Origin of the sequence: Leptolyngbya sp. AN02str (assembly GCF_050565595.1) — a bacterium.
Lineage (GTDB): Bacteria > Cyanobacteriota > Cyanobacteriia > Elainellales > Elainellaceae > Kaiparowitsia.
In genome coordinates this window covers 206,116-224,732 of sequence record NZ_JBNXVR010000003.1, presented here as the reverse complement: position 1 = coordinate 224,732, position 18,617 = coordinate 206,116, and the positions used below count along the sequence as shown (strand labels likewise).

19 protein-coding genes are annotated in these 18,617 nt (G+C 50.3%); 10 read left to right on the top strand and 9 right to left on the bottom strand.

Features of this window, described 5'->3' with window-relative positions; all coding sequences use genetic code 11:
* Window positions 1-32 precede the first annotated feature (32 nt).
* Window positions 33-1,043 carry a tryptophan--tRNA ligase gene (gene trpS, locus ACQ4M4_RS03945; RefSeq protein WP_430683163.1) on the bottom strand — a complete coding sequence of 337 codons (1,011 nt, stop codon included), beginning with the start codon at window positions 1,041-1,043 and terminating at the stop codon, window positions 33-35.
* A gap of 371 nt (window positions 1,044-1,414) precedes the next feature.
* On the opposite strand from trpS, the gene ACQ4M4_RS03940 reads away from it, so the two are divergent.
* Window positions 1,415-1,717, top strand: coding sequence for a hypothetical protein (locus tag ACQ4M4_RS03940; protein WP_430683162.1), 303 nt, complete (start codon window positions 1,415-1,417; stop codon window positions 1,715-1,717).
* A gap of 185 nt (window positions 1,718-1,902) precedes the next feature.
* Here ACQ4M4_RS03940 and ACQ4M4_RS03935 read toward each other — a convergent pair whose 3' ends face one another.
* Window positions 1,903-2,163 (bottom strand): hypothetical protein, encoded by a 261-nt coding sequence (locus tag ACQ4M4_RS03935; protein ID WP_430683161.1) that lies wholly within the window; start codon window positions 2,161-2,163, stop codon window positions 1,903-1,905.
* Between the two features lie 179 nt (window positions 2,164-2,342).
* On the opposite strand from ACQ4M4_RS03935, the gene ACQ4M4_RS03930 reads away from it, so the two are divergent.
* Window positions 2,343-3,095 carry a DUF429 domain-containing protein gene (locus ACQ4M4_RS03930; protein WP_430683160.1) on the top strand — a complete coding sequence of 251 codons (753 nt, stop codon included), beginning with the start codon at window positions 2,343-2,345 and terminating at the stop codon, window positions 3,093-3,095.
* A 256-nt stretch (window positions 3,096-3,351) separates the two neighbouring features.
* Here the strand turns inward: ACQ4M4_RS03930 and psb29 are convergent, their stop codons facing one another.
* A complete protein-coding gene (gene psb29, locus ACQ4M4_RS03925) occupies window positions 3,352-4,065 on the bottom strand; it encodes a photosystem II biogenesis protein Psp29 (RefSeq protein WP_430683159.1) in 714 nt (237 codons plus the stop codon).
* Between the two features lie 135 nt (window positions 4,066-4,200).
* Complete coding sequence (locus ACQ4M4_RS03920) at window positions 4,201-4,560, bottom strand: STAS domain-containing protein (protein ID WP_430683158.1); 360 nt, start codon at window positions 4,558-4,560, stop codon at window positions 4,201-4,203.
* A 455-nt stretch (window positions 4,561-5,015) separates the two neighbouring features.
* Between ACQ4M4_RS03920 and ACQ4M4_RS03915 the strand changes: the two genes are divergently transcribed.
* The 4 genes from ACQ4M4_RS03915 (at window position 5,016) to ACQ4M4_RS03900 (ending at window position 12,255) form a co-directional block, all read left to right on the top strand.
* The gene (locus ACQ4M4_RS03915; RefSeq protein ID WP_430683157.1) at window positions 5,016-5,537 is read left to right on the top strand and encodes a peptidase C15; all 522 of its coding nucleotides are present in this window, start codon (window positions 5,016-5,018) and stop codon (window positions 5,535-5,537) included.
* 191 nt (window positions 5,538-5,728) lie between these two features.
* Window positions 5,729-7,168, top strand: coding sequence for a DUF3370 domain-containing protein (locus ACQ4M4_RS03910; RefSeq protein WP_430683156.1), 1,440 nt, complete (start codon window positions 5,729-5,731; stop codon window positions 7,166-7,168).
* 1,429 nt (window positions 7,169-8,597) lie between these two features.
* Complete coding sequence (locus tag ACQ4M4_RS03905) at window positions 8,598-9,077, top strand: Dps family protein (protein ID WP_430683155.1); 480 nt, start codon at window positions 8,598-8,600, stop codon at window positions 9,075-9,077.
* Window positions 9,078-9,795: 718 nt separating this feature from the next.
* Window positions 9,796-12,255 carry an HAD-IC family P-type ATPase gene (locus ACQ4M4_RS03900; protein WP_430683154.1) on the top strand — a complete coding sequence of 820 codons (2,460 nt, stop codon included), beginning with the start codon at window positions 9,796-9,798 and terminating at the stop codon, window positions 12,253-12,255.
* A gap of 92 nt (window positions 12,256-12,347) precedes the next feature.
* On the opposite strand, the gene ACQ4M4_RS03895 is transcribed toward ACQ4M4_RS03900, so the two are convergent.
* On the bottom strand, window positions 12,348-13,397 hold the full coding sequence (locus ACQ4M4_RS03895; protein ID WP_430683153.1) for a mannose-1-phosphate guanylyltransferase: 1,050 nt from the start codon (window positions 13,395-13,397) through the stop codon (window positions 12,348-12,350).
* Window positions 13,398-14,208: 811 nt separating this feature from the next.
* On the opposite strand from ACQ4M4_RS03895, the gene ACQ4M4_RS03890 reads away from it, so the two are divergent.
* The 4 genes from ACQ4M4_RS03890 to ACQ4M4_RS03875 all read left to right on the top strand — a co-directional run bounded on the left by ACQ4M4_RS03890 (window position 14,209) and on the right by ACQ4M4_RS03875 (window position 17,309).
* Window positions 14,209-15,498: an LCP family protein gene (locus ACQ4M4_RS03890; RefSeq protein ID WP_430683152.1), complete on the top strand. Its 1,290-nt coding sequence runs from the start codon at window positions 14,209-14,211 to the stop codon at window positions 15,496-15,498.
* 124 nt (window positions 15,499-15,622) lie between these two features.
* Window positions 15,623-16,144 carry a pentapeptide repeat-containing protein gene (locus ACQ4M4_RS03885; RefSeq protein WP_430683151.1) on the top strand — a complete coding sequence of 174 codons (522 nt, stop codon included), beginning with the start codon at window positions 15,623-15,625 and terminating at the stop codon, window positions 16,142-16,144.
* A gap of 131 nt (window positions 16,145-16,275) precedes the next feature.
* The gene (locus ACQ4M4_RS03880) at window positions 16,276-16,503 is read left to right on the top strand and encodes a DNA-directed RNA polymerase subunit omega (protein ID WP_430683150.1); all 228 of its coding nucleotides are present in this window, start codon (window positions 16,276-16,278) and stop codon (window positions 16,501-16,503) included.
* A gap of 38 nt (window positions 16,504-16,541) precedes the next feature.
* Window positions 16,542-17,309, top strand: a complete 768-nt coding sequence (locus ACQ4M4_RS03875) for a hypothetical protein (RefSeq protein ID WP_430683149.1) — start codon at window positions 16,542-16,544, stop codon at window positions 17,307-17,309.
* Window positions 17,310-17,773: 464 nt separating this feature from the next.
* Here ACQ4M4_RS03875 and ACQ4M4_RS03870 read toward each other — a convergent pair whose 3' ends face one another.
* The 4 genes from ACQ4M4_RS03870 to psbE form a co-directional block, all read right to left on the bottom strand.
* Window positions 17,774-17,896 carry a photosystem II reaction center protein J gene (locus ACQ4M4_RS03870; protein ID WP_430683148.1) on the bottom strand — a complete coding sequence of 41 codons (123 nt, stop codon included), beginning with the start codon at window positions 17,894-17,896 and terminating at the stop codon, window positions 17,774-17,776.
* A gap of 97 nt (window positions 17,897-17,993) precedes the next feature.
* Window positions 17,994-18,119 carry a photosystem II reaction center protein L gene (locus ACQ4M4_RS03865; protein ID WP_430683147.1) on the bottom strand — a complete coding sequence of 42 codons (126 nt, stop codon included), beginning with the start codon at window positions 18,117-18,119 and terminating at the stop codon, window positions 17,994-17,996.
* Between the two features lie 9 nt (window positions 18,120-18,128).
* Window positions 18,129-18,263 carry a cytochrome b559 subunit beta gene (psbF, locus tag ACQ4M4_RS03860; RefSeq protein WP_430683146.1) on the bottom strand — a complete coding sequence of 45 codons (135 nt, stop codon included), beginning with the start codon at window positions 18,261-18,263 and terminating at the stop codon, window positions 18,129-18,131.
* 6 nt (window positions 18,264-18,269) lie between these two features.
* Window positions 18,270-18,515, bottom strand: a complete 246-nt coding sequence (gene psbE / locus ACQ4M4_RS03855; RefSeq protein ID WP_430683145.1) for a cytochrome b559 subunit alpha — start codon at window positions 18,513-18,515, stop codon at window positions 18,270-18,272.
* Window positions 18,516-18,617 lie beyond the last annotated feature (102 nt).

Sequence of the window (18,617 nt, the reverse complement as noted above, 5' to 3'; positions counted from 1 at the left end):
CTTGGTTCAGCGACCAAACGCCCGACATTGGCTTAACTTGGCAGCAAATAACCGAGTGCCTTTTTGACCTTGGCTAAGGTTGGGTTGGCGATCGCCTCTGCCTTTTCCTTGCCTTGCTTCAGCACCGAATCCAGATAGCCCGGTTCATCCATAATCTCGTGATACTTGTCTTGAATGGGTTTGAGCGCACCGATCATGGTTTCGGTTAGTAGCGGCTTGAATTGGCCCCAACCCATATCTTGACACTCCGTCGCTACCACCTCTTTGGTTTGGCCCGACAAAATCATGTACAAAGTCAGTAGATTGTTGCATTCAGGGCGATCGGCATCATCAAACCATAAACCGCGAGGCGAGTCCGTTTTGCAACGTTTAATCTTGTGCGCAATCTGATCCGGCGTATCGAGCAAGTTAATGCGGCTTAAATCTGATGGATCGGATTTCGACATTTTCTTCGTCCCGTCTGTCAGGCTCATAACCCGCGCACCCTCTTTGCGAATCATTGGATCAGGCAGCTTCAGCACTGGTTGCTCCTCACTCCCAAACTGGTAGTTCAGACGAGCAGCAATATCGCGCGTTAGTTCCAAATGCTGCTTTTGGTCTTCTCCAACGGGCACTTTATCAGGCTCGTACAGCAAAATATCTGCCGCTTGCAAAACGGGATAGCACAGCAGGCCAGCACCCACATTTTCGCCCTGCTTTACGGCTTTTTCCTTGAACTGGATCATGTCTTCCAGCCAATTAAGCGGCGTAATGCACATAAACAGCCATGCCAGCTCGGCATGAGCCGCCACATGGGACTGCACAAAGATTGTGGCGTGGTTCAAATCAATGCCGCAGGCGAGATACAGCGCAGCCACCCGCCGTGAGTTTTCGGCTAGCACGTTGGGGTCGTGCGGTACGGTAATGGCATGCAGATCCGCCATGAACAGGTAGCTGTCATAGGATTGCTGGATCTCGACCCAATTGCGGATGGCCCCAAGATAGTTGCCGAGGTGAAGTTCTCCGGTTGGCTGAATGCCGGAAAGAATACGCTGCTTGCCCATGCTGAACCCGCCGTACGTGAAATGTGCTAAGGCCTGTACTGGCCGTGTTACGAAATGCTACGTGCTGTTTTGATTATCTCTCTGAATCGTGCCAATTCAGCGCTTTTCAACGATAACGTGCTTTGGCCTTGGTTTTGGGCTGGTGCGATCGCCCAGGTCGTGCTTCAAATGTGTGGTTATTGGTTGTGGAAGGGGGGCGATGCCCCCCTTCCACAACCAATAACCACACATCTAGAACATCACCGTCTCTTGGCATACTCCAGCGATCGCATCAATGATCTCCTGGGAAATTTTCTATGGCTCAGCTTGCCGTCTCCTGCTTTAGTTCGCATAATTATATGTAAAGAAGTATTAACTTGCGAGAAATCCTCATGCCACAACTGACCAGTGCGGATCTGATGGAAACGCTTCAAACTTGCTTTGATCTCGCACGCAATCCAAAAACCCAAACCGACGCAAGCGAAATTTTTGCCGAGGTTCAACAGCAGCTGACTGATCATGATGCAGTGACCCAAGAATTGGTGAATCGGCTTTGGAAGGAGGTTGTTACGGCTCGTCGCTCTGCGGCCTTTTGGGAGCAAATTAGTGATGTAGAGCGCACCATGACCGAGCAACTCGCCGCAAACCACGTGCAGCTTCAGCAAAATTACTTGCGCCTGATGCAAGAGCAATAACGTTACGAAATCCAAGTTGCGAGTTGCACTCGCCCATACTTGCTGAGTCAGGTCTGCGTTAATGGATAGCCAATAATCTGTCACCCACCTTTGAAATGGCGATTGCCCATGGGCACCAAAAGCAAGTTGGGCTAGCGCTATGGATAGGCTGGTCGCTCAATCGGCATCGTGCAGGTAAACCACGCTTACTCAATCACCTCTGGGAGAAATTCACGAGCCTGATGGGGGCGAAACCGTGTTGGAGGCTGGTCGGGCGTATACAAAAACGAGATGAGCGTAATAAAAAGAACAACCAGCAACCAGGGAAACTCTTGATTGGGCGATCGCTTGGGTATTTGAGTGGAAAGATCCCGCTTAAAATCGCACGATAGGCACTGATACAACTTGTGGCTAGGCGAAACAATTGAGCACTTTCCGCATTTTGGGCATTCCACGATGTCTGGCATGGGTACACCTCCGCGAGCGTGGCAAAGCAAAGAGCGAGAGTGTGGCAAGGTCGAGAGCAGACACCTGACCACTCAACCTCCACCAAATACATCAATGCGATCGCCCTCAATTACGCAATAACCTGCAATTTCTGCGACGCAATTGTTACAAAGCTTACGTAGTTTGGTTACCATCTTTCATGCACTGTATTGGAATTGACCTTGGCTGGACAACGCAGCCAAGCGGAGTTTGTTGTTTGACGTTGCACGGCACAGAACTATATCTCACCGCACTCCATCGCCTAAGTACATTTACAGAGGTGCTAACGTGGATTGATACCCAGGCTCCTACGCATCAAGCAGGCATCATTGCTGTGGATGCGCCAACGCTGATTCCCAACGCGACAGGCATGCGCCTGTGCGATCGCCTAGCCCATCGGCACTTTGGTAAATACCACGCTGGCTGCTATCCGGCCAATCAAGGGCTGGCGTTTGCGCCCCACACCGTTGGTTTTGGCCTTAGTTTAGAGGATCGCGGCTTTGTGCACGCTCCTCATATTCAGCCACAACAGCCCGGACGCTACCAAATCGAGGTGTTTCCTCACCCCGCATCAATTCGTCTGTTCCAGCTCCAGCAGATTTTGAAATATAAGAAGGGGGCGATCGCCCAACGGAAAGAACAGCTCACGCTGTTGCGCCACTACCTTCTTGAAACATTACCCACTCTAGAACCCGCCATTAACTGGGCCGATTCGCCCATGGCAACATTGCCGCCGATTCCCCAACGGGGCACAGACTTAAAAGCTGTAGAAGATCAGCTCGATGCTCTCATTTGCGCCTATGTAGCGGCTCATTGGTGGTACTGGGGCACCGATCGCAATACAGTGTTGGGCGATCGCACCACCGGATACATCATCGTTCCTGATCCATTTCTAGTCGCTGCCCCTCATTGACCTACCTCGTAAGGGTTAAATAACCAACCATCATGCAATATAACCACCCAAAACCCTGTGTCGCCCTACAACGGGCGACACAGGGTTTTAGAGCCTGGTTTTTAATGGGGTCGAGGTGCTTACACGCTTCATCCTGGAGACCAGGACTGTCTCAGTCAAAATGGCGATCGCTACAACTTGGAAAAAACAGCCCAGTTTCCAAACACTTCAGAGCTAGAAACTAGGCTATTTGATGAATCAGGCTTTTGGAAACGATCTATTGAGACGACTCAGCAGTCGTGGGCGGATTTTCAGCGGCTTCTTTAGCCTTTTGGCGCTCTTCCTTTTTCTTCCGATCAGCTTCCAACATATCCTTCATCACAGCTTGAGCCTGCACCACCTTATCAAGATTGCTGCGATACACATCCAAATCTTTTTGGGTTTTCTCAGCAGAAACCTTGAGAGCCTCGCTCAGCGTTTTCACCGCTTCGTTGCGCCGCTGTTCGTCGGTCAACAAATCGGCGTTTACCGTTCCCAACAGGGTGTATAGACCCACGGCAAACAAACGGCTGTACTTGAATCGTTCATTGTTGGCGATCGCCCGCAACACCGCAAACAATCCCTCTCCGCTCGTCTCGGATAGCTTGCTAAGCTGCTCCATCAACTCATCAGTGGAAAGCTGTGCCGCATCAGCCTTAACCGCCTCGGCATCACGACGATACTGAGCAGCATCGCCACCCACCGACTGACACAAAGCCTGAAAGATAGAATCCTTATCGGCTTCGGGGCGATATCCCTGCATCAAATTGTCGAATGCAGTGACCACACCTAACGCATAGATAGAGTCGTAGCTAAAGTCTACATTCACTGACAAGAGGTGCATTTCAACCATCAACTCCTCAACCACCCGGCGGTAAATGGAGTTGACGGGGCGTGTGTGCAGCGTGTAGAACGCTTTTTTCGTGTCCGATACAGTCCTAACGTCGCTCACGGGAAAATCTTAAATATTCGTAATTCCATTCATCTATAGTAGCCCGTTAGCAGACCGAACCTATGATTTATCCCAGCAAAAGTTAAGCCAACTGGGCTTAAATCACAGCATCAGTCCCAAAAAACACCACTGGGCCTAGGTTACAATCTCCCGAGGAACCCCCTCCAGCGCAGCCTCTTCTGTATCAAAAATTTCAAATACGGAGTCCATCATGGTGACTTCAAACACCAGCTTGGCTTCAGGATGCACATTGCAAATTCGAAAACTGCCCTGCACCTTGTCTGCATCGCGCATCCCTGCCACGAGCGATGTCAAACCCGAGCTGTCAATAAAGTTGACTTGACCCAAGTTGACCACAATATGGGGGCTTACCCGCGAAATACATTCCTGGAGCTTTAAGCGAAATTGCCATGCGGTTGTAATGTCTAGCCGTCCGGTAGGGGTCAAAACGATGACCGTCTTACCATCTTGAGTGACTTCTTTTCTCTGCTCCATATGGATGAATGACTCCCTTTTGGGCTGTGATCAACAAATGAACAAACCAATACAGATAAAACCGGGACAGACACGATCAGAATTGACGCACGTTGCCCAAAATTCTAAAGGCTTTGAATAATTTTTGTTGGCTGGGCCTAAACAAATTTATTCAACTGCGTAACTCTTTGGGAGATGAACCGTTCATGATGCCTATCATCCCATGAACAACAAATTACGATATTTGTTGCGTACCCTTGAATCCGCATCGCTACACAAGTAGATTTGGTTGTGGGTTGATGGTCTGTTTGGTCTCATCAGTCAGTATGCCCAAACTCGGCCAAAACCATCCAAGCTGCTGGAATTCTTGTTTTGTTCAGGGTCGATTCAAGCTCACAGGATCTCACCGCACTGGATAACAATCTGGATAGCAATGCAGCTTTTAAGTTCACCGTTTTTGCTGAGAAGCAAAATCTATGAGTAAAACGCTACTGCTCACGTCGTTTACCACCTGGAAAGAGGCTCAACCCTCCAATGCATCGGATGACTTACTGCTGGAGGTGCTAAATGTGCACAGCCGGGTAGGGCTACACACGTTGCGACGGCTTCCGGTTGATTTTGATATAGCTCCACAGCAGGCGATCGCCCACATCTCCTGCGCTCAACCCGACGTGCTCATTTGCTGCGGCATGGCCGAAACCCGCACTCTACTTACAGTTGAGTCAACTGCAGCTAGGGGCGATCGCATTCTCAAAACGTCGGTGGATTTGGATTGGTTAATTCACGACTTGAGAATGACCGAAATTAGCCACAATGCCGGAGATTTTGTCTGCAATCACTTCTACTTTGATTTGTTGGATCATGCACAGTCTCATGCTCGAACGATGCAGTGTGTGTTTGTGCATGTGCCCATTCTGACCGCCCACAATCGAGTGCCTATCCTGCAAGATTTTGGCCGAATGGTGGAGCGGTTGCGCTGGGGCAAGCCAATCGCGTGAAGATAGGTTACAAGCTAACTCATCCAATCTTAGGACTGACTCACTGCGTCCGAAAAACCAGAGGGTTGACTGGTGTGTGGAGCGTTCAGCACTCCACACACCAGTCAACAGCGTAAGCCCTGCCCGTGACAGATAGGAGCTTTTGGTTTTGAATGTTGGGTTGTGAGCAGAATTGGTAGGGAGTCAAGCAAATGGCAGGCAAGCAATCCCAGCAACGCATGATGCACCCCGTGCGATGGCTGGACTCGGTGGTTGCTGGTGCAGCAGCAGGAATACTAGCCCTGGGCGGTTGGGTTACGGTTGCCACGGCTCAGTCGGCACCATCGTCTGCTGAAGTGGTGCGATCGCAGTCTGTGCGGCCATTACCGGGTGATTTAGATACCGTTCCCGTGTTCAACAGCAACAGTCCTGAGCGGATTGGCACTGAAGGAATTTTGCTATCCACCTTTCCGGCAACCGGCAAGGCTAATCCATCCGCGCATTTGGAATATGCCTTTTCGGGTCGGTTTGATGTGTTTGCCCATCACGTGTATCGCGCCGATGATCCCGCCGATCTCACCAGCATGTATGTGGGCATTGTGCTGCACAATCCGGGCTCAGCGCCCATACGGGTCGATGTGTTGGAAGCAGCCAGCTACTTGAGCCAGCCCGATGCGCCATTCATCACCCTACCGGGCAGAGTTGAAAATGAAGAGGGCACCGTATTTGCAGGACCTGGAAGTCGGGCCATGAGCGATGTTCTGCGCGGTCGTCGTGGAGCAGACTTACCGCCTGTCTTTGAGATTCCGCCGGGGGGCTATTACCTATTACTCAACGCTCCTATTCCTGTTGCAGAGTTGGAGCCGCCGCTGAATGGCCGTTCGACACTGATGCGGCTGCGTAGTAACGGTGAGCTTTATGCAGCAAGCTTAGCCCTGTATGCCCGCCCAGAGGGTGCTGGTGAACGCGCCCCAACACTGGACGAATGGCTAGCCCTACTGCAAACGGGCACCCTAGCAGAACCGCGCGATCGCCCACCGACTCCACTCGATGCCACCAACAACTTTGCCTATGGCCGAGTTGCTGGCGTTTCCGTCGGTTCTCGTTGGCAAGGCCGCATCACCGATGACCCAGCCAATCCAGCTCAAGAGTTTCTCACCATTCCTGCGGCAGGTGAGGCCATCTCTTTTCCCCTTAGCGCGTTAGTGCGAGGTCGCATGGGGACTGACCAGGTACAAACCGCAGAACTGGCTGTGCGCTACCCGGATACGGCTTACCAGGCCCACGGCAACTATGCCATTCAGTACGACTTATCCATTCCCCTACAAAACCAATCTGAAACCATCCAAAGCGTTGCGATCGCCATTGAAACGCCGATTAAAGAGGATGTACTTGCCGCAGATGGGCTGCGATTTTTCGTTGAGGAACAGCCTCAAACCTTCTTCCGAGGAACGGTACAAATTCGCTATCTAAGCGACGCAGGATTCCCTCAAACCCGGTATTACCATTTGGTGCAGCGGCGCGGACAAGTTGGCGAGACCTTAGCCGTGCTCACCCTCCCACCCGGAACCCGGCGTCTGGTGCGAATTTCGTTCCTGTATCCACCCGATGCAACTCCTCCACAAGTGCTAACGATTCAAACGCAAAATTAAATTTCTGAAAATGTCTTGCGCAGAGCAAGCGATCGCCACACTTCATACAACCTAGTGCACATAGTGCACTTTGGATAATGGTTCGTTGACAAAGCCAACGAACCATAGTTTTTGCATCCGTCCCGATCGAGAGGCTCTGAGACAACATCACAACTCCAGAATCTCAAAAGGATGTTCGGTATCGTGCTATCTCCGCATCAAAGCGACATTGAACCTTCAGATCTCAACATATTTGCAGGTTTTACGCAGTTGAATAATTTTTCGGGTGAAGTGCGTAAGTCCTAATAATTTTGATGTAACGAATCATAAAAACCACTCCATAACCAAGCACGATTTCTATGATTTTAGTAACATAGAATACAGAACAAACTTGTGTGATATCGATGATCGCTGTCCGCACTCATGTTGCCTCTCGTCCATGCCGTACTGGTGCATGAAAGGGGATGAGCCAAGATAAGCTGCGTTGTGTGTGTACCGCTTTGTTCTGCTCAATCTCAAAGTGTCCAGTTACCCATGTTTCGTTGCACTGGGCGATCGCACGCGTTTGCATTTCGCTTCAACTCGATAATGCACCAACACGGTGATTCGCCTAGAACGTTCGCTACAGCCACCTGTTTGAGGTATTTCTATGTCTCCTGAAATTATTGATGGTCTCACTGTTGTTGCGATCGTAGCGATCGCCAGCTCTATTTTGTGCCCCGTGTTGGCTTACATACTCCCCGATCGATCGGCCAATCGAGCCTAAGTCATCCCGTGCCCATGAAGTTCCCCTCTTCTGTTCGTGTTGGTGATTGGTGTTGAAGGTGCATTTGGCCCCATTGGCAAGGCTGAAAAACTCTTGCATCACTACTTATAAAGAGCTGGATGCTAGCATCCAGCTCTTTTTTAACGTCAGAGCTTTTCTGAGGTTTGCGCGACGCGCGAACCTCAGAAAAGCCCTGCGAGCCTTGCCGCCTAACCAAATGCACGAACCGTGCGATCGCCATCCAGCTTAGAAACGCTCAACCTTCACCGCAACGGCTTACTGCCTAGCCAATCACCTCACACGACCAGGCAACAGCAAGCGCAGCAAAGCGAACCATATGATCAAATCACCAAAGTTGCAACTCATACTCATAACGAGTATGATTAAGAGGACAATTCAATCAACCTCATTCCTCTATCAGCCAAGCAAGAGCCGCGCAATGACAACCAAGCTGCCCTTTGCAAAGCCGAGTTAAGTCCAGAGAAGGATTCCCATTTCTCACTTGCGATTGGTTCGCTGCCTCCGAGGTTGCTGATATTACTGGATATATCAGTATTTTGGCGGGAAGCAAACGACCTGAATTCACCTTGCGTTTATCCAATCGCGTTTTGAGAAATCCTGATGTTTTGAGAAATCCCCGATGAAGGGAACTGTTTCGACGTATAGAACGACAAAGATATCCTTATGACCACAACTCTACAAACCCGTCAATCTGAAATCGTTAAGATGCTCAACCGCCAGCAGGCCAATGCTTTGGTAGCCTATCTTAACTACAAGAAATATCACTGGTTCACATTTGGCCCCTTATTCCGCGACTTGCATCTCCTGTTTGAGGAGCATGGCAACGAAATCTTTGCCATGCTCGATGAACTGGCAGAACGTAGCCTTATGTTGGATGGCAAGCCTGTTGCCAACCCCGACGATTACCTATCTGTTGCAACGGTTACACCCTCAACAGGTGACCTATCAGTGCGCGAAATGGTAGAAGAGGCGATCGCCACACACGACCTCATCATTGACGAGATGCACCAAGACGCTGAGCTTGCCGCCAATCAAGGCGATATTGGAACCGACGATGTTCTTACTCGCCTCGTGCAAGTTCACCAAAAGCATCGCTGGTTTTTGAAGGAGATCCTTCGAAAAGGCGATGGACTGATTGCTTAATCACAGCAATCTGAACAAACTCCATCTGTCCCCAGCAATGGGGACTTTTTTAATGCCCAAATGAATCGACAGATGGGCAATTTCCGATAGCGGAACTGCAAAGCTTAGATCTCCGGCATAGAACATCTCACAGCAGAGTCACACAACGTTTCATATCTCCCAAAAGCCATGCGTGCAGGCTGTTGAATGATCGGGTATGGGCAAGCGTGAGATCTGCGATCGCGCTACCCCGTTTAGCCAATAGCTCAAAACCTAGTGCCCATGCTCACCAGACCGGGTGAATTTCCTCATCCTGTCACATGAGATACAAAACACCTGACCGGATACCCTAAGCAGGCGAGGTCGTTCTCCTATGTCGCCGCCTACATTAAGAAGTGGAAGTTGACTCCTGATTAGCCTAACAAGGCAGCCGGTAGGAGCGAGGGGGGCTTGCTCCTACCATTTTTTCTTTCCACTCAGGCTCAACAGCGCAACCAGCTGCCAGCCAGCACGGCATCCTTCCAACTCCTCAGAATTTCGCATCCTTGGTTGAAACCAGGCAAAGCATTATTGCTAAACTAAACGTCAGTTCGATCGCCCAATTTTTCATGCGCACGATGCACGAGAAATTGGGTCTTTTGCAGGCTGTACACCGCAACAATTTGCAAAAGGCTTCCTCACCGAACTCGCGCTAAACTAGCGGCAAATCAACGGCAAATCAACGGTTCGATAGCCCTCCATGAGTGATGCCAATGCTCGCGATTTCGCATCGCTGAAAGGATTGTCCACAGAAGATGTGGGATATCGCCGCAGTCAAGGACAAGGCAATAACGTTTCGCTTCAAAACAGCCGCTCCTACCTCCAAATCTTTCAAGAAAACCTATTTACCTTTATCAACGCAGTCTTCATTGTGATTAGCGTTGTGCTGTTTGCGCTCCAGCGGCCTGGCGATGCCCTATTGGTGGTCATCGTCATTTTTGGCGGCATCATCATCAACATCTATCAAGAGATTTGGGCTAAGCATAAGCTCGATCAAATCGCGCTGCTCAGCCGACCCAAAGCCACCGTGCGGCGCAATGGCATCGAGCAGGACATTGATCCCACCGAGATTGTACTGGGCGACATTTTGGTGCTGCGACCCGGCGATCAAATCTTGGTGGATGGCCATATTGTGGGCCAGGGCCACGTCGAAGTCGATGAGTCTCTTCTTACAGGAGAGTCGGATTTAATCTTTAAGGCGGATGGGGCTCCAGTTTTTTCAGGCAGTTTTTGTGCCAGCGGTATGGCCTGTTATGAGGCGCACAAAGTTGGCAAGGAAACGGTTGCTTACCAACTCATGGCTGGAGCAAGGGCGTTTCGCCAAGCATTGACGCCATTGCAACGTGAGATCAACGTGGTGATCCGCGTGTTTATGTTGATTGCTTGCTTCTTATGGATTCTGATTGCAATTAGTTTTCTCAGTCGCTCCTATTCTTTTAATGATGTGGTGCAACGAGCGGCGGTCGTGGCGGGTCTGGTTCCGGCGGGGCTGCTATTGGCCATTACTCTGGCCTATGGGCTTGGGGCAGTTCGCATGCTGGGGCAGGATGTGCTGATTCAGCAGGCTAATGCAGTTGAGTCTCTTAGCCATGTTGATGTGCTGTGTTTGGACAAAACCGGCACGTTAACGACCAATCAACTGACGCTGGATGAAATTTATCCGTTGGCGTTGGGCGTTGAGCAGGTGCGATCGCTCTTGGGAGATGTGGCGGCGAATGCGACAGCAGGCAATCGAACGACCGAGGCGATCGCGCAGGTATGTTTTGGGCAACAACGCCGAGTGCTGGCCGAAATGCCCTTCTCATCAGCACGAAAGTGGAGTGCGATCGCTCTGGCGGATGCAACGTTGCCTGGGGTCTATGTGCTGGGCGCACCGGAAGTATTGGCCGAAACCATGCAGATGCCTCTGGATGTGATGCACCAGGTTGAGGAGTTTGCAGCTCAGGGGTTACGTGTGGTGCTGTTTGCCTACAGTCCAAATATTCATGCGCTAAAGGGGACAGACCTGACATTGCCAGCTGATTTGAGTGCGATCGCGCTCCTGTGCTTTGGCGATCGCTTAAGAGCCGAAGCCTATGAAACTTTGCAGGGATTTGCCCAAGCCGAGATCGAGGTCAAAATCATTTCGGGAGATAACCCGCAAACCGTTCGCACACTGGCTCAGCAGGTTGGCCTTGACCACAACGTGTCTGTCATTTCGGGACAAGAGTTAGCCACATTGGATGAGGCCCAATTTGCTCGCGCAGCACAGACAGGGCGCATTTTCGGACGCATTACCCCTCAACAAAAGGCACAGCTAATTCTGTCCCTTCGGAATGCCGGACGCTACGTAGCTATGATTGGCGATGGGGTCAATGACATTTTGGCACTCAAGCAGGCAAACTTGGCGATTGCCATGGAGAGCGGCAGCAAGGCAACCCGTGGAGTTGCCGATATTGTGCTGCTCAAGGATTCCTTTGCGGCCTTACCCCATGCGTTTTTGGAAGGCCAGCGCATCCGCAGCGGCATTCAAGACATTATGAAACTGTTTATGGTGCGAGTGTTTTGCATTACGCTACTGATTTTTGCAACCGCCATCGTCACCGATAGCTTCCCATTAGAAAACAAGCAAAGTGCGATCGTCACCCTGGTAGGCGTTGGCTTACCCACAATATTTATCCCAGTGTGGGCCAAACCTGTGGCCACCTCAGCGCGCAGTATGGTGCGGTCAATGCTGCATTTTGTCATCCCAGCCACCCTTAGCCTTACGTTGATTTCGCTGCTGGTATATCTATTATTTTTGGTGAGTGTGGTACTGGATCTTCCACCTCAGCTCAATTTGTCGCAGGTCGACTATTCCACACCACGCAGCGCCCTGGTCACGATTCTCATTTTGGGAGAGCTGTGTTTAATCCTATTTCTCAAGCCGCCTACTAGGGCCTGGGTCGGTGGGGAACCGTTCAGCGGCGACTGGCGCTACACCCTTATGGCTCTAGTGCTATTGGGAGTTTACATCCTCATTATTGCGGTGCCACCGTTACGCGACTTTTTTGAACTCACCCGCCTTAGCCGCAATAGCTACCTCTTTATTGGACTGGTCGCAGTGGAATGGTGCCTGATTCTGCGCTTCATTTGGCGATCGCGCTTTTTGGACAAATTTTTGGGCGTCGATCTCACCTAGCCCCAAAAATCAGATCAGCAACCGAATTCAAACGGCATGGAAGCTTCAGGTTAAGAAGCTTCCATGCCGTCGGATGATCAAGGATTTGCTTGTTACAGCAGGGTCGTTAGTTCAGGGTTGTCCTGGATTTGCTTCAACACTTGCTTAATCTCCTGCGTCCGGTCTTTGCGCACCACCAATGTCACCGAGCGATCGCGCACAATCACCACATCCTCTAGCCCAATCGTCACAATCACATCATCGGGATCGGATGAGTACAGGAGCGCACCCTGGGTACCCAATCCAATATGGCGAGCCAGTTCTACATTGGACTGATCCCCCTTCAACAATCGCTCGATTGCATTCCAATCTCCCAAGTCATCCCATGAAAAGTGAGCTGGCATCACACAGGCGCGACTGGTCTTCTCCATCAGCGCATAGTCAATACTCTGCTTCGGAATTTTGGGATAAATCGATGGGCCTTCTTTTTGCAGGGGCTCCAGAATATAGGGAGCATGGGCTTGCAGCTCTTGCAGCACCGTTCCCGCCTGAAAGATAAACATCCCACTATTCCAGCTATAGCGACCGCTGGCCAAAAACGATTCAGCCGTCTCACGATCGGGCTTTTCGGTAAAGCGGCTCACGGTATAGGCCGGCAACTCCAAAAAAGAACCGAGCGCTTCCCCTTGCTCAATATAGCCATAGCCCGTAGAGGGAAAGGTAGGAGCAATGCCTAATGTGGCGATCGCCCCCCGTTCGCGTGCGAGATCACTAGCAGCCCGCAAGGTTTGATGAAAACCCGCCAGGTCGCCAATCCAGTGATCGGCTGGGAAAAAGCCAACAATGGCATCGTCGCCATAGCGCTGCGCAATCTCTAACGTAGCCCACGCAACAGCCGGAGCAGTATCGCGTCCCTCCACCTCAACCAGCAAATTGGCTTCGGGCAAGTCGGGCAACTGTTCACGCACCCCATCGGCCAAATGAAACGCCGTAATCACCCACAGTCCCTCCCAGCCGCCTGCCAGATCGAGGAGACGATCGGCAGTTGCCTGCAACAGGCTTCTGCCACTCCCATCCAAGCTTAAAAATTGCTTCGGGCGACTTTTTCGGCTGAGCGGCCAAAAGCGCTCACCTTTTCCACCGGCCAGAATGACTGGAATCATGGCTTTACCTGTTTTACCCAACGTCTCCGCCTTATCCTACAAAAGGATTCCCGCAACCTGGATGAGACTCAACAGTCCCTTCACTGCATCTTTAATCATTGCGCCTAAAGGGTAATGTTCTAGACATGTGGATGTGTGTGGTAGAAGGGCGGCTCCACTGCCCTACCACACACATCCACAACTGTGAAACACAACCGCCTAAAGCACCCCGGAATTTGAGTCTGAGACCCTTTTGTGCCGCTAAAACAACCAACCAAACCAAATAGCTTTTCCAAAAATGCCAGGATTTCAGTTGTCCAAATGGAATATATCGTTAGATAAACAAAATTGCGCGATTGGCCGATCAAGCTTCTGTCTATCAGGACAGGTGTTCAGCACAGTGAAGGTGATAGATTGAATCATGCACAGATGGGTGGGAGAAAAAGTCTAAGCGATACCATCTGATGAGATAAGGTTTGATAGATTTTTGGTTGGCCTATGCAACTTCCCCAAAAAATGACATAAAAGTACATGGTTATATAAACTTGTATACATCGGATATTAGGAGTGCACCTGTCTAGCCATTGCTAAATTGCCTTGGCACGAGTCGCTTTGGATTGAGTTAGCTATAGACGCACAAGAGGTGTGAAACGGAGTGGTACGGTTAGATTCTGATTCTGAACTGCGAGAGGGTAATTCTGTTGAGACGAAAGCAGCAGCGTCTTGCCCATCTGAAATACAGCCTAATGCTACTCACGCTTCGCATCGAGTAACGTCTGCTGAATATACTGATTGCGAAAGTTTGCTTTATTCCCGTTCTAAAACTAAGTTAGTGCCGTTGTGGCGTCGCCGCTGGGTTTTGGGTCTGGCATTTGCGGTAACCGCTGGTGTTTCGGCTACGCTGGGTCTGGCGCTGACCATGCTGATGCCCAGCCCTGCAGCGAAAGAATTGGCTCCTCAATCGAATAAGCGTGCGATCGCCAGCATGATTAGCAATACGCTAGGCTATCGCATTACTCGCCCGGTCAATATTTTGGTGATGGGCATTGATTTGGTGCCTGGGGCAGAAGAGAACTCATCCCAAGTTTTCAACGGACGTACGGACACAATGCTGCTTGTGCATATTGATCCTGTACGAGAAAGCGCGAGCATTCTATCCATTCCCCGCGATACTCAGGTCAGTGTACCCGGCGTGGGATACACCAAAGTCAACCATGCAAACTCTGAAGGTGGGCCAGGCCTAGCAGCTCGAACGATTACCGAAAACCTGGATGGGGTTACGGTTGACCGTTATATTCGCGTTAGCACTCAAGCCTTTCGAGAGCTCGTAGACCTGCTGGGTGGCGTTGAGGTAAATGTACCTTTCCGCATGAGGTACACCGACAACACTCAGAAACTCAACATCGACCTACAGCCAGGTGTACAAATTTTGAGCGGAGCGCAGGCTGAACAGTTTGCCCGATTTCGGAGTGATGCCTATGGCGATGTAGGCCGGGTTCAACGTCAGCAGCAATTGCTTAGTGCCCTAAAAGAACGTGTGGCAACACCAGCAGTTGTGCCCAAAATTCCGCAAGCTATCCAAATCTTGCAGCGCTACATTGACACCAACCTATCTGCTGATGAGATGTTGGCGCTCGTTGATTTTGGCTTGAGCTTAAATCGCGAGTCATTTCGCATGGTGATGCTTCCAGGGCGGTTTAGCACACCTCAAGAATCTCGGGTTAGCTACTGGATTATGGATCCTGAAGGACGCGATCGCGTTCTTCGGGATTACTTCAGCCTCAATACAACTGTTTTGGCAACGGAGCCGCGCACCTTTAACGAGTTGCGCATCGCCATTCAAAACGCAACCGACGAACCTCACCTGAGCCGCGAAGTAGCACGCTATTTGCGGAGCCAAGGGTTTGAGAATGTTTACGTCGTGCAAGATTGGGATAACGTAGAGGCCGAAACCCAAATCATTGTGCAACGGGGCGATTTACGTGGAGCAGAAACACTGGAATCTATTGTGGGGGTTGGGCAAGTTGTGCCAGCCTCTACCGGAATTTTGGACTCTGACCTGACTTTGCGAGTGGGGAACGACTGGTTTAATCGGGTAGACGATCGCGTCAACGAACTCTAGGTTCTTCTGGTCTTTATACCCTTCGGCTGAAGTGTCCTTCAAGCCCCATTTTTGAACCGACACCGACCAAAGAGTGTCAGGATAGAGGTAGCCCCTTGTGTGTGATCTCTACCGTTTTCTGGTTATGACAAAGCTTTCCTTGAGCAACCTATGGTTGCGTCGATTGCTGGGTCTAGGCTTAGCCATTGGCTTGGCATGCCTGTGGCTTGCCATTGGTGCAACCCCGGCACAGGCCGTCGTCGACACGGTGAATTACAACAATGCCAGCTTGCTCCATGCCGATTTTTCGCATCAAGATTTGACGGGCAAATCATTTGTTGCGGCAGAACTGCGAGAGGCCAACTTTCGGGGGGCCAATTTGCACAATGCGATGCTGACCAAGGCAGTCTTGTTGGATTCCGATTTTGAAGGCGCAGATTTGAGCGGGGCATTGGTCGATCGCGTTTTTTGGGTGGGGGCGAACCTAACGAATGCCATTTTGACGGAAGCGACTCTTACCCGTACCAGCTTTGAGAACGTGACGATTACTGGGGCCGACTTTACCGACGCAATCCTCGATCGCTACGAGATTTCTAAATTGTGCGATCGCGCTGAAGGCACCAACCCAGTCACAGGAGTATCAACCTACGATAGCTTGGGCTGTTAACGCATCCGTCCTTGCCATCATCCCATCGACGCACCCAACAAAATCACACCTCAACCGTTGAACATCCTTGAGGATTGGTAAACTGAATAGAATGCTGTTTTTACAGCACCTGTATTACTAGGAGTTTTTGCATGTTGAAGCGGTCTTCTTTGGAGTCAAGCCATTTGATGCGACGAGCCGAAGAGTTAATTAATGCAGCATCAAATCGCTACCGCATTACCGTGCAAGTCGCTAACCGGGCTCAACGTCGCCGCTACGAAGAATTTGATAGCTTGGATGACCCCAAAATGAAGCCGGTCATTCGCGCCATCATTGAAATGTCGGATGAGTTAACCCAACCCGAAATTATTGGCGAGTAGGCCGACAGGCACCCCTTGCATAATCCCATCGCAGTATTTTGGATGAGCTAGCCTTGAAGCGTGAGGTGAATCGGGTGGTGAAAACGGGCAAGCGGCTGATGTCTGCAAAGCTGACGACAACAGAACGGCAACAGATAGGCCAGAACAAGGCAGCATCGTTGCAGCTTTATGCTGCGATCGCAGTTGGTACATGGCTAGGGTTCGCATGGCTGCCTGCCCAACTCAACCTATCGATAGGGCCATATACTCCTACATTGGGGCTTTCTAGCGCAGCGTTAGCTCAGTCGTACGTTCGAAATGTTGATGAAGTCACAACGCTTGTATACGAACAGTTTCCCGAATTGTTAGAGGCCCCGAACGAGCAACAGGCCACCGATCAAAACCTACGGGCAACGTTCATTTACCGAATGGTGCGCTATCACATCCTGAGAGCGCGATCGCCCATTCATCGGCTGGATTGGAAACTAACATTAGCTGATTATTTGGGCATTAATGAAACGATTTTGCCCGAGTATTACGACCGAATTGGTAACTATACAGTCGAGGACTTGGAACAGGACCAAGCGGCGATCGCCGCTCTCAGTCGTCCACAACGCGAGGCGCTTATTACTACGTTAGTGACAATTTACAACCCCACGACTTCCGAGCAGTTGTCATCGCCTCGTCCTGCCGCACCTACTTCAGATCCTCTTCAGTCAACTGAGCAACCGCCTCCATCCTCTTCGCCACTGCCACCTGGTATGGGGTCTACTCAAGTGCTCCCTCAAGAGCCGCGCCCGGGAGATGCCCAACTTTTGCTTCCCTAAGATCTCGCTTTAACCAAAGTAGGACTTACGCATTTCATTCGAAAAACCAGGAGGTTGAATGATCTTTGGAGCGTTCAGCGCTCCAAAGATCATTCAACTGCGTAAAGTCCTGCAAAGGTTTTATTAATCCACTAGCTTGCGTCATGCCAGTGATAGGGGTTAGATTCATGAGCCGTGTATGGAATTCGTTTGTGCGAACAGTGATACACGGCTTTATGGTTTTGTTGAGCTTGAAGGGTTCCCATCAATGCCGAGGTTTACTTGAGGCCGCGCCGCACCAGAACTGGGGGAGCGACTTGGAGTAATAAACTGTCATTGGCGATCGCGCTCATATCCAAACAAACTCGAATCCAGACAAAAAATTAGGGGACAACAATTGCCCCCTAAATCACCAATGTTTTGGACTTAATCTTCTAGCTGGTTATATCAGCAGCAGCTTGACGAAACTCAATGCTGTGACCCGCTTAGATAGAAGACCCCAAACCAGCATAAGCGCCATAAAAGAACAAGCCAACAATTCCAATTACGCCCAAACCAGCAATGGTTGCGACAACCCAAAGGGGAATTCTTCCGCTTCCAGACAACATGATCGCGCTCCTAACTTAACAACACAGCAAGAACAAAGATATACCAAGAATTTCCTATGGAAAAAGCTTCTCTGCCAACTTCATGAACTAAGCAGTATTAGTTAAAGAAGTAGCTGGAGAACAAAATTCCAACCGTAAAAATGAGCAACAAACCGAGGTACAGCGATGTCCGGTTTAGCTCGACAGGCTGCTTATTGGGGTTTTTGGTAGAACGAATCGGCATGGCGGCCTCCTAACGTTGAATAAACTGCATTGCCGCGATCGCCCCCAAGAAGAAGATCGTGGGAACTGCAAGAGTATGCACTGCCAACCAACGGACAGTAAAAATAGGATAGGAAATGGGTTGATTTGGAGAATTGCTGGTCATATCAAACTACTTCAAGAATTGGTCAATTTGCTGCTTAGAATCAAGACGATCGGTCACGATGGGAACTTCTTGGCGCTGCTGCGAGAAGTACTCGTTAGGACGAGGTGTTCCAAACACGTCGTATGCCAAACCAGTGCTCACAAATAGCCAACCTGCAATGAACAATGCAGGGATCGTAATGCTGTGAATCACCCAATAGCGAATGCTAGTAATAATGTCTGAAAATGGGCGTTCTCCAGTAGTACCTGCCATTCAGATTCCTCCAGTTACAAAAACTTACTTCCCTTTAATCTAATGATACGAGAGCAGGGAAAGACTCACAAGCAACGTCTCAGGATCAGTTTAAAGATGAGA

Coding starts and splice junctions, on each gene's coding strand:
- psbE (WP_430683145.1), bottom strand. CDS start 18,515: ATGGCAGGTACTACTGGAGAACGCCCATTTTCAGACATTATTACTAGC.
- ACQ4M4_RS03900 (WP_430683154.1), top strand. CDS start 9,796: ATGAGTGATGCCAATGCTCGCGATTTCGCATCGCTGAAAGGATTGTCC.
- ACQ4M4_RS03915 (WP_430683157.1), top strand. CDS start 5,016: ATGAGTAAAACGCTACTGCTCACGTCGTTTACCACCTGGAAAGAGGCT.
- psbF (WP_430683146.1), bottom strand. CDS start 18,263: ATGACCAGCAATTCTCCAAATCAACCCATTTCCTATCCTATTTTTACT.
- ACQ4M4_RS03930 (WP_430683160.1), top strand. CDS start 2,343: ATGCACTGTATTGGAATTGACCTTGGCTGGACAACGCAGCCAAGCGGA.
- ACQ4M4_RS03885 (WP_430683151.1), top strand. CDS start 15,623: ATGACAAAGCTTTCCTTGAGCAACCTATGGTTGCGTCGATTGCTGGGT.
- trpS (WP_430683163.1), bottom strand. CDS start 1,043: ATGGGCAAGCAGCGTATTCTTTCCGGCATTCAGCCAACCGGAGAACTT.
- ACQ4M4_RS03870 (WP_430683148.1), bottom strand. CDS start 17,896: ATGTTGTCTGGAAGCGGAAGAATTCCCCTTTGGGTTGTCGCAACCATT.
- ACQ4M4_RS03865 (WP_430683147.1), bottom strand. CDS start 18,119: ATGCCGATTCGTTCTACCAAAAACCCCAATAAGCAGCCTGTCGAGCTA.
- ACQ4M4_RS03935 (WP_430683161.1), bottom strand. CDS start 2,163: ATGCCAGACATCGTGGAATGCCCAAAATGCGGAAAGTGCTCAATTGTT.
- ACQ4M4_RS03920 (WP_430683158.1), bottom strand. CDS start 4,560: ATGGAGCAGAGAAAAGAAGTCACTCAAGATGGTAAGACGGTCATCGTT.
- ACQ4M4_RS03880 (WP_430683150.1), top strand. CDS start 16,276: ATGTTGAAGCGGTCTTCTTTGGAGTCAAGCCATTTGATGCGACGAGCC.
- ACQ4M4_RS03910 (WP_430683156.1), top strand. CDS start 5,729: ATGGCAGGCAAGCAATCCCAGCAACGCATGATGCACCCCGTGCGATGG.
- ACQ4M4_RS03905 (WP_430683155.1), top strand. CDS start 8,598: ATGACCACAACTCTACAAACCCGTCAATCTGAAATCGTTAAGATGCTC.
- ACQ4M4_RS03895 (WP_430683153.1), bottom strand. CDS start 13,397: ATGATTCCAGTCATTCTGGCCGGTGGAAAAGGTGAGCGCTTTTGGCCG.
- ACQ4M4_RS03940 (WP_430683162.1), top strand. CDS start 1,415: ATGCCACAACTGACCAGTGCGGATCTGATGGAAACGCTTCAAACTTGC.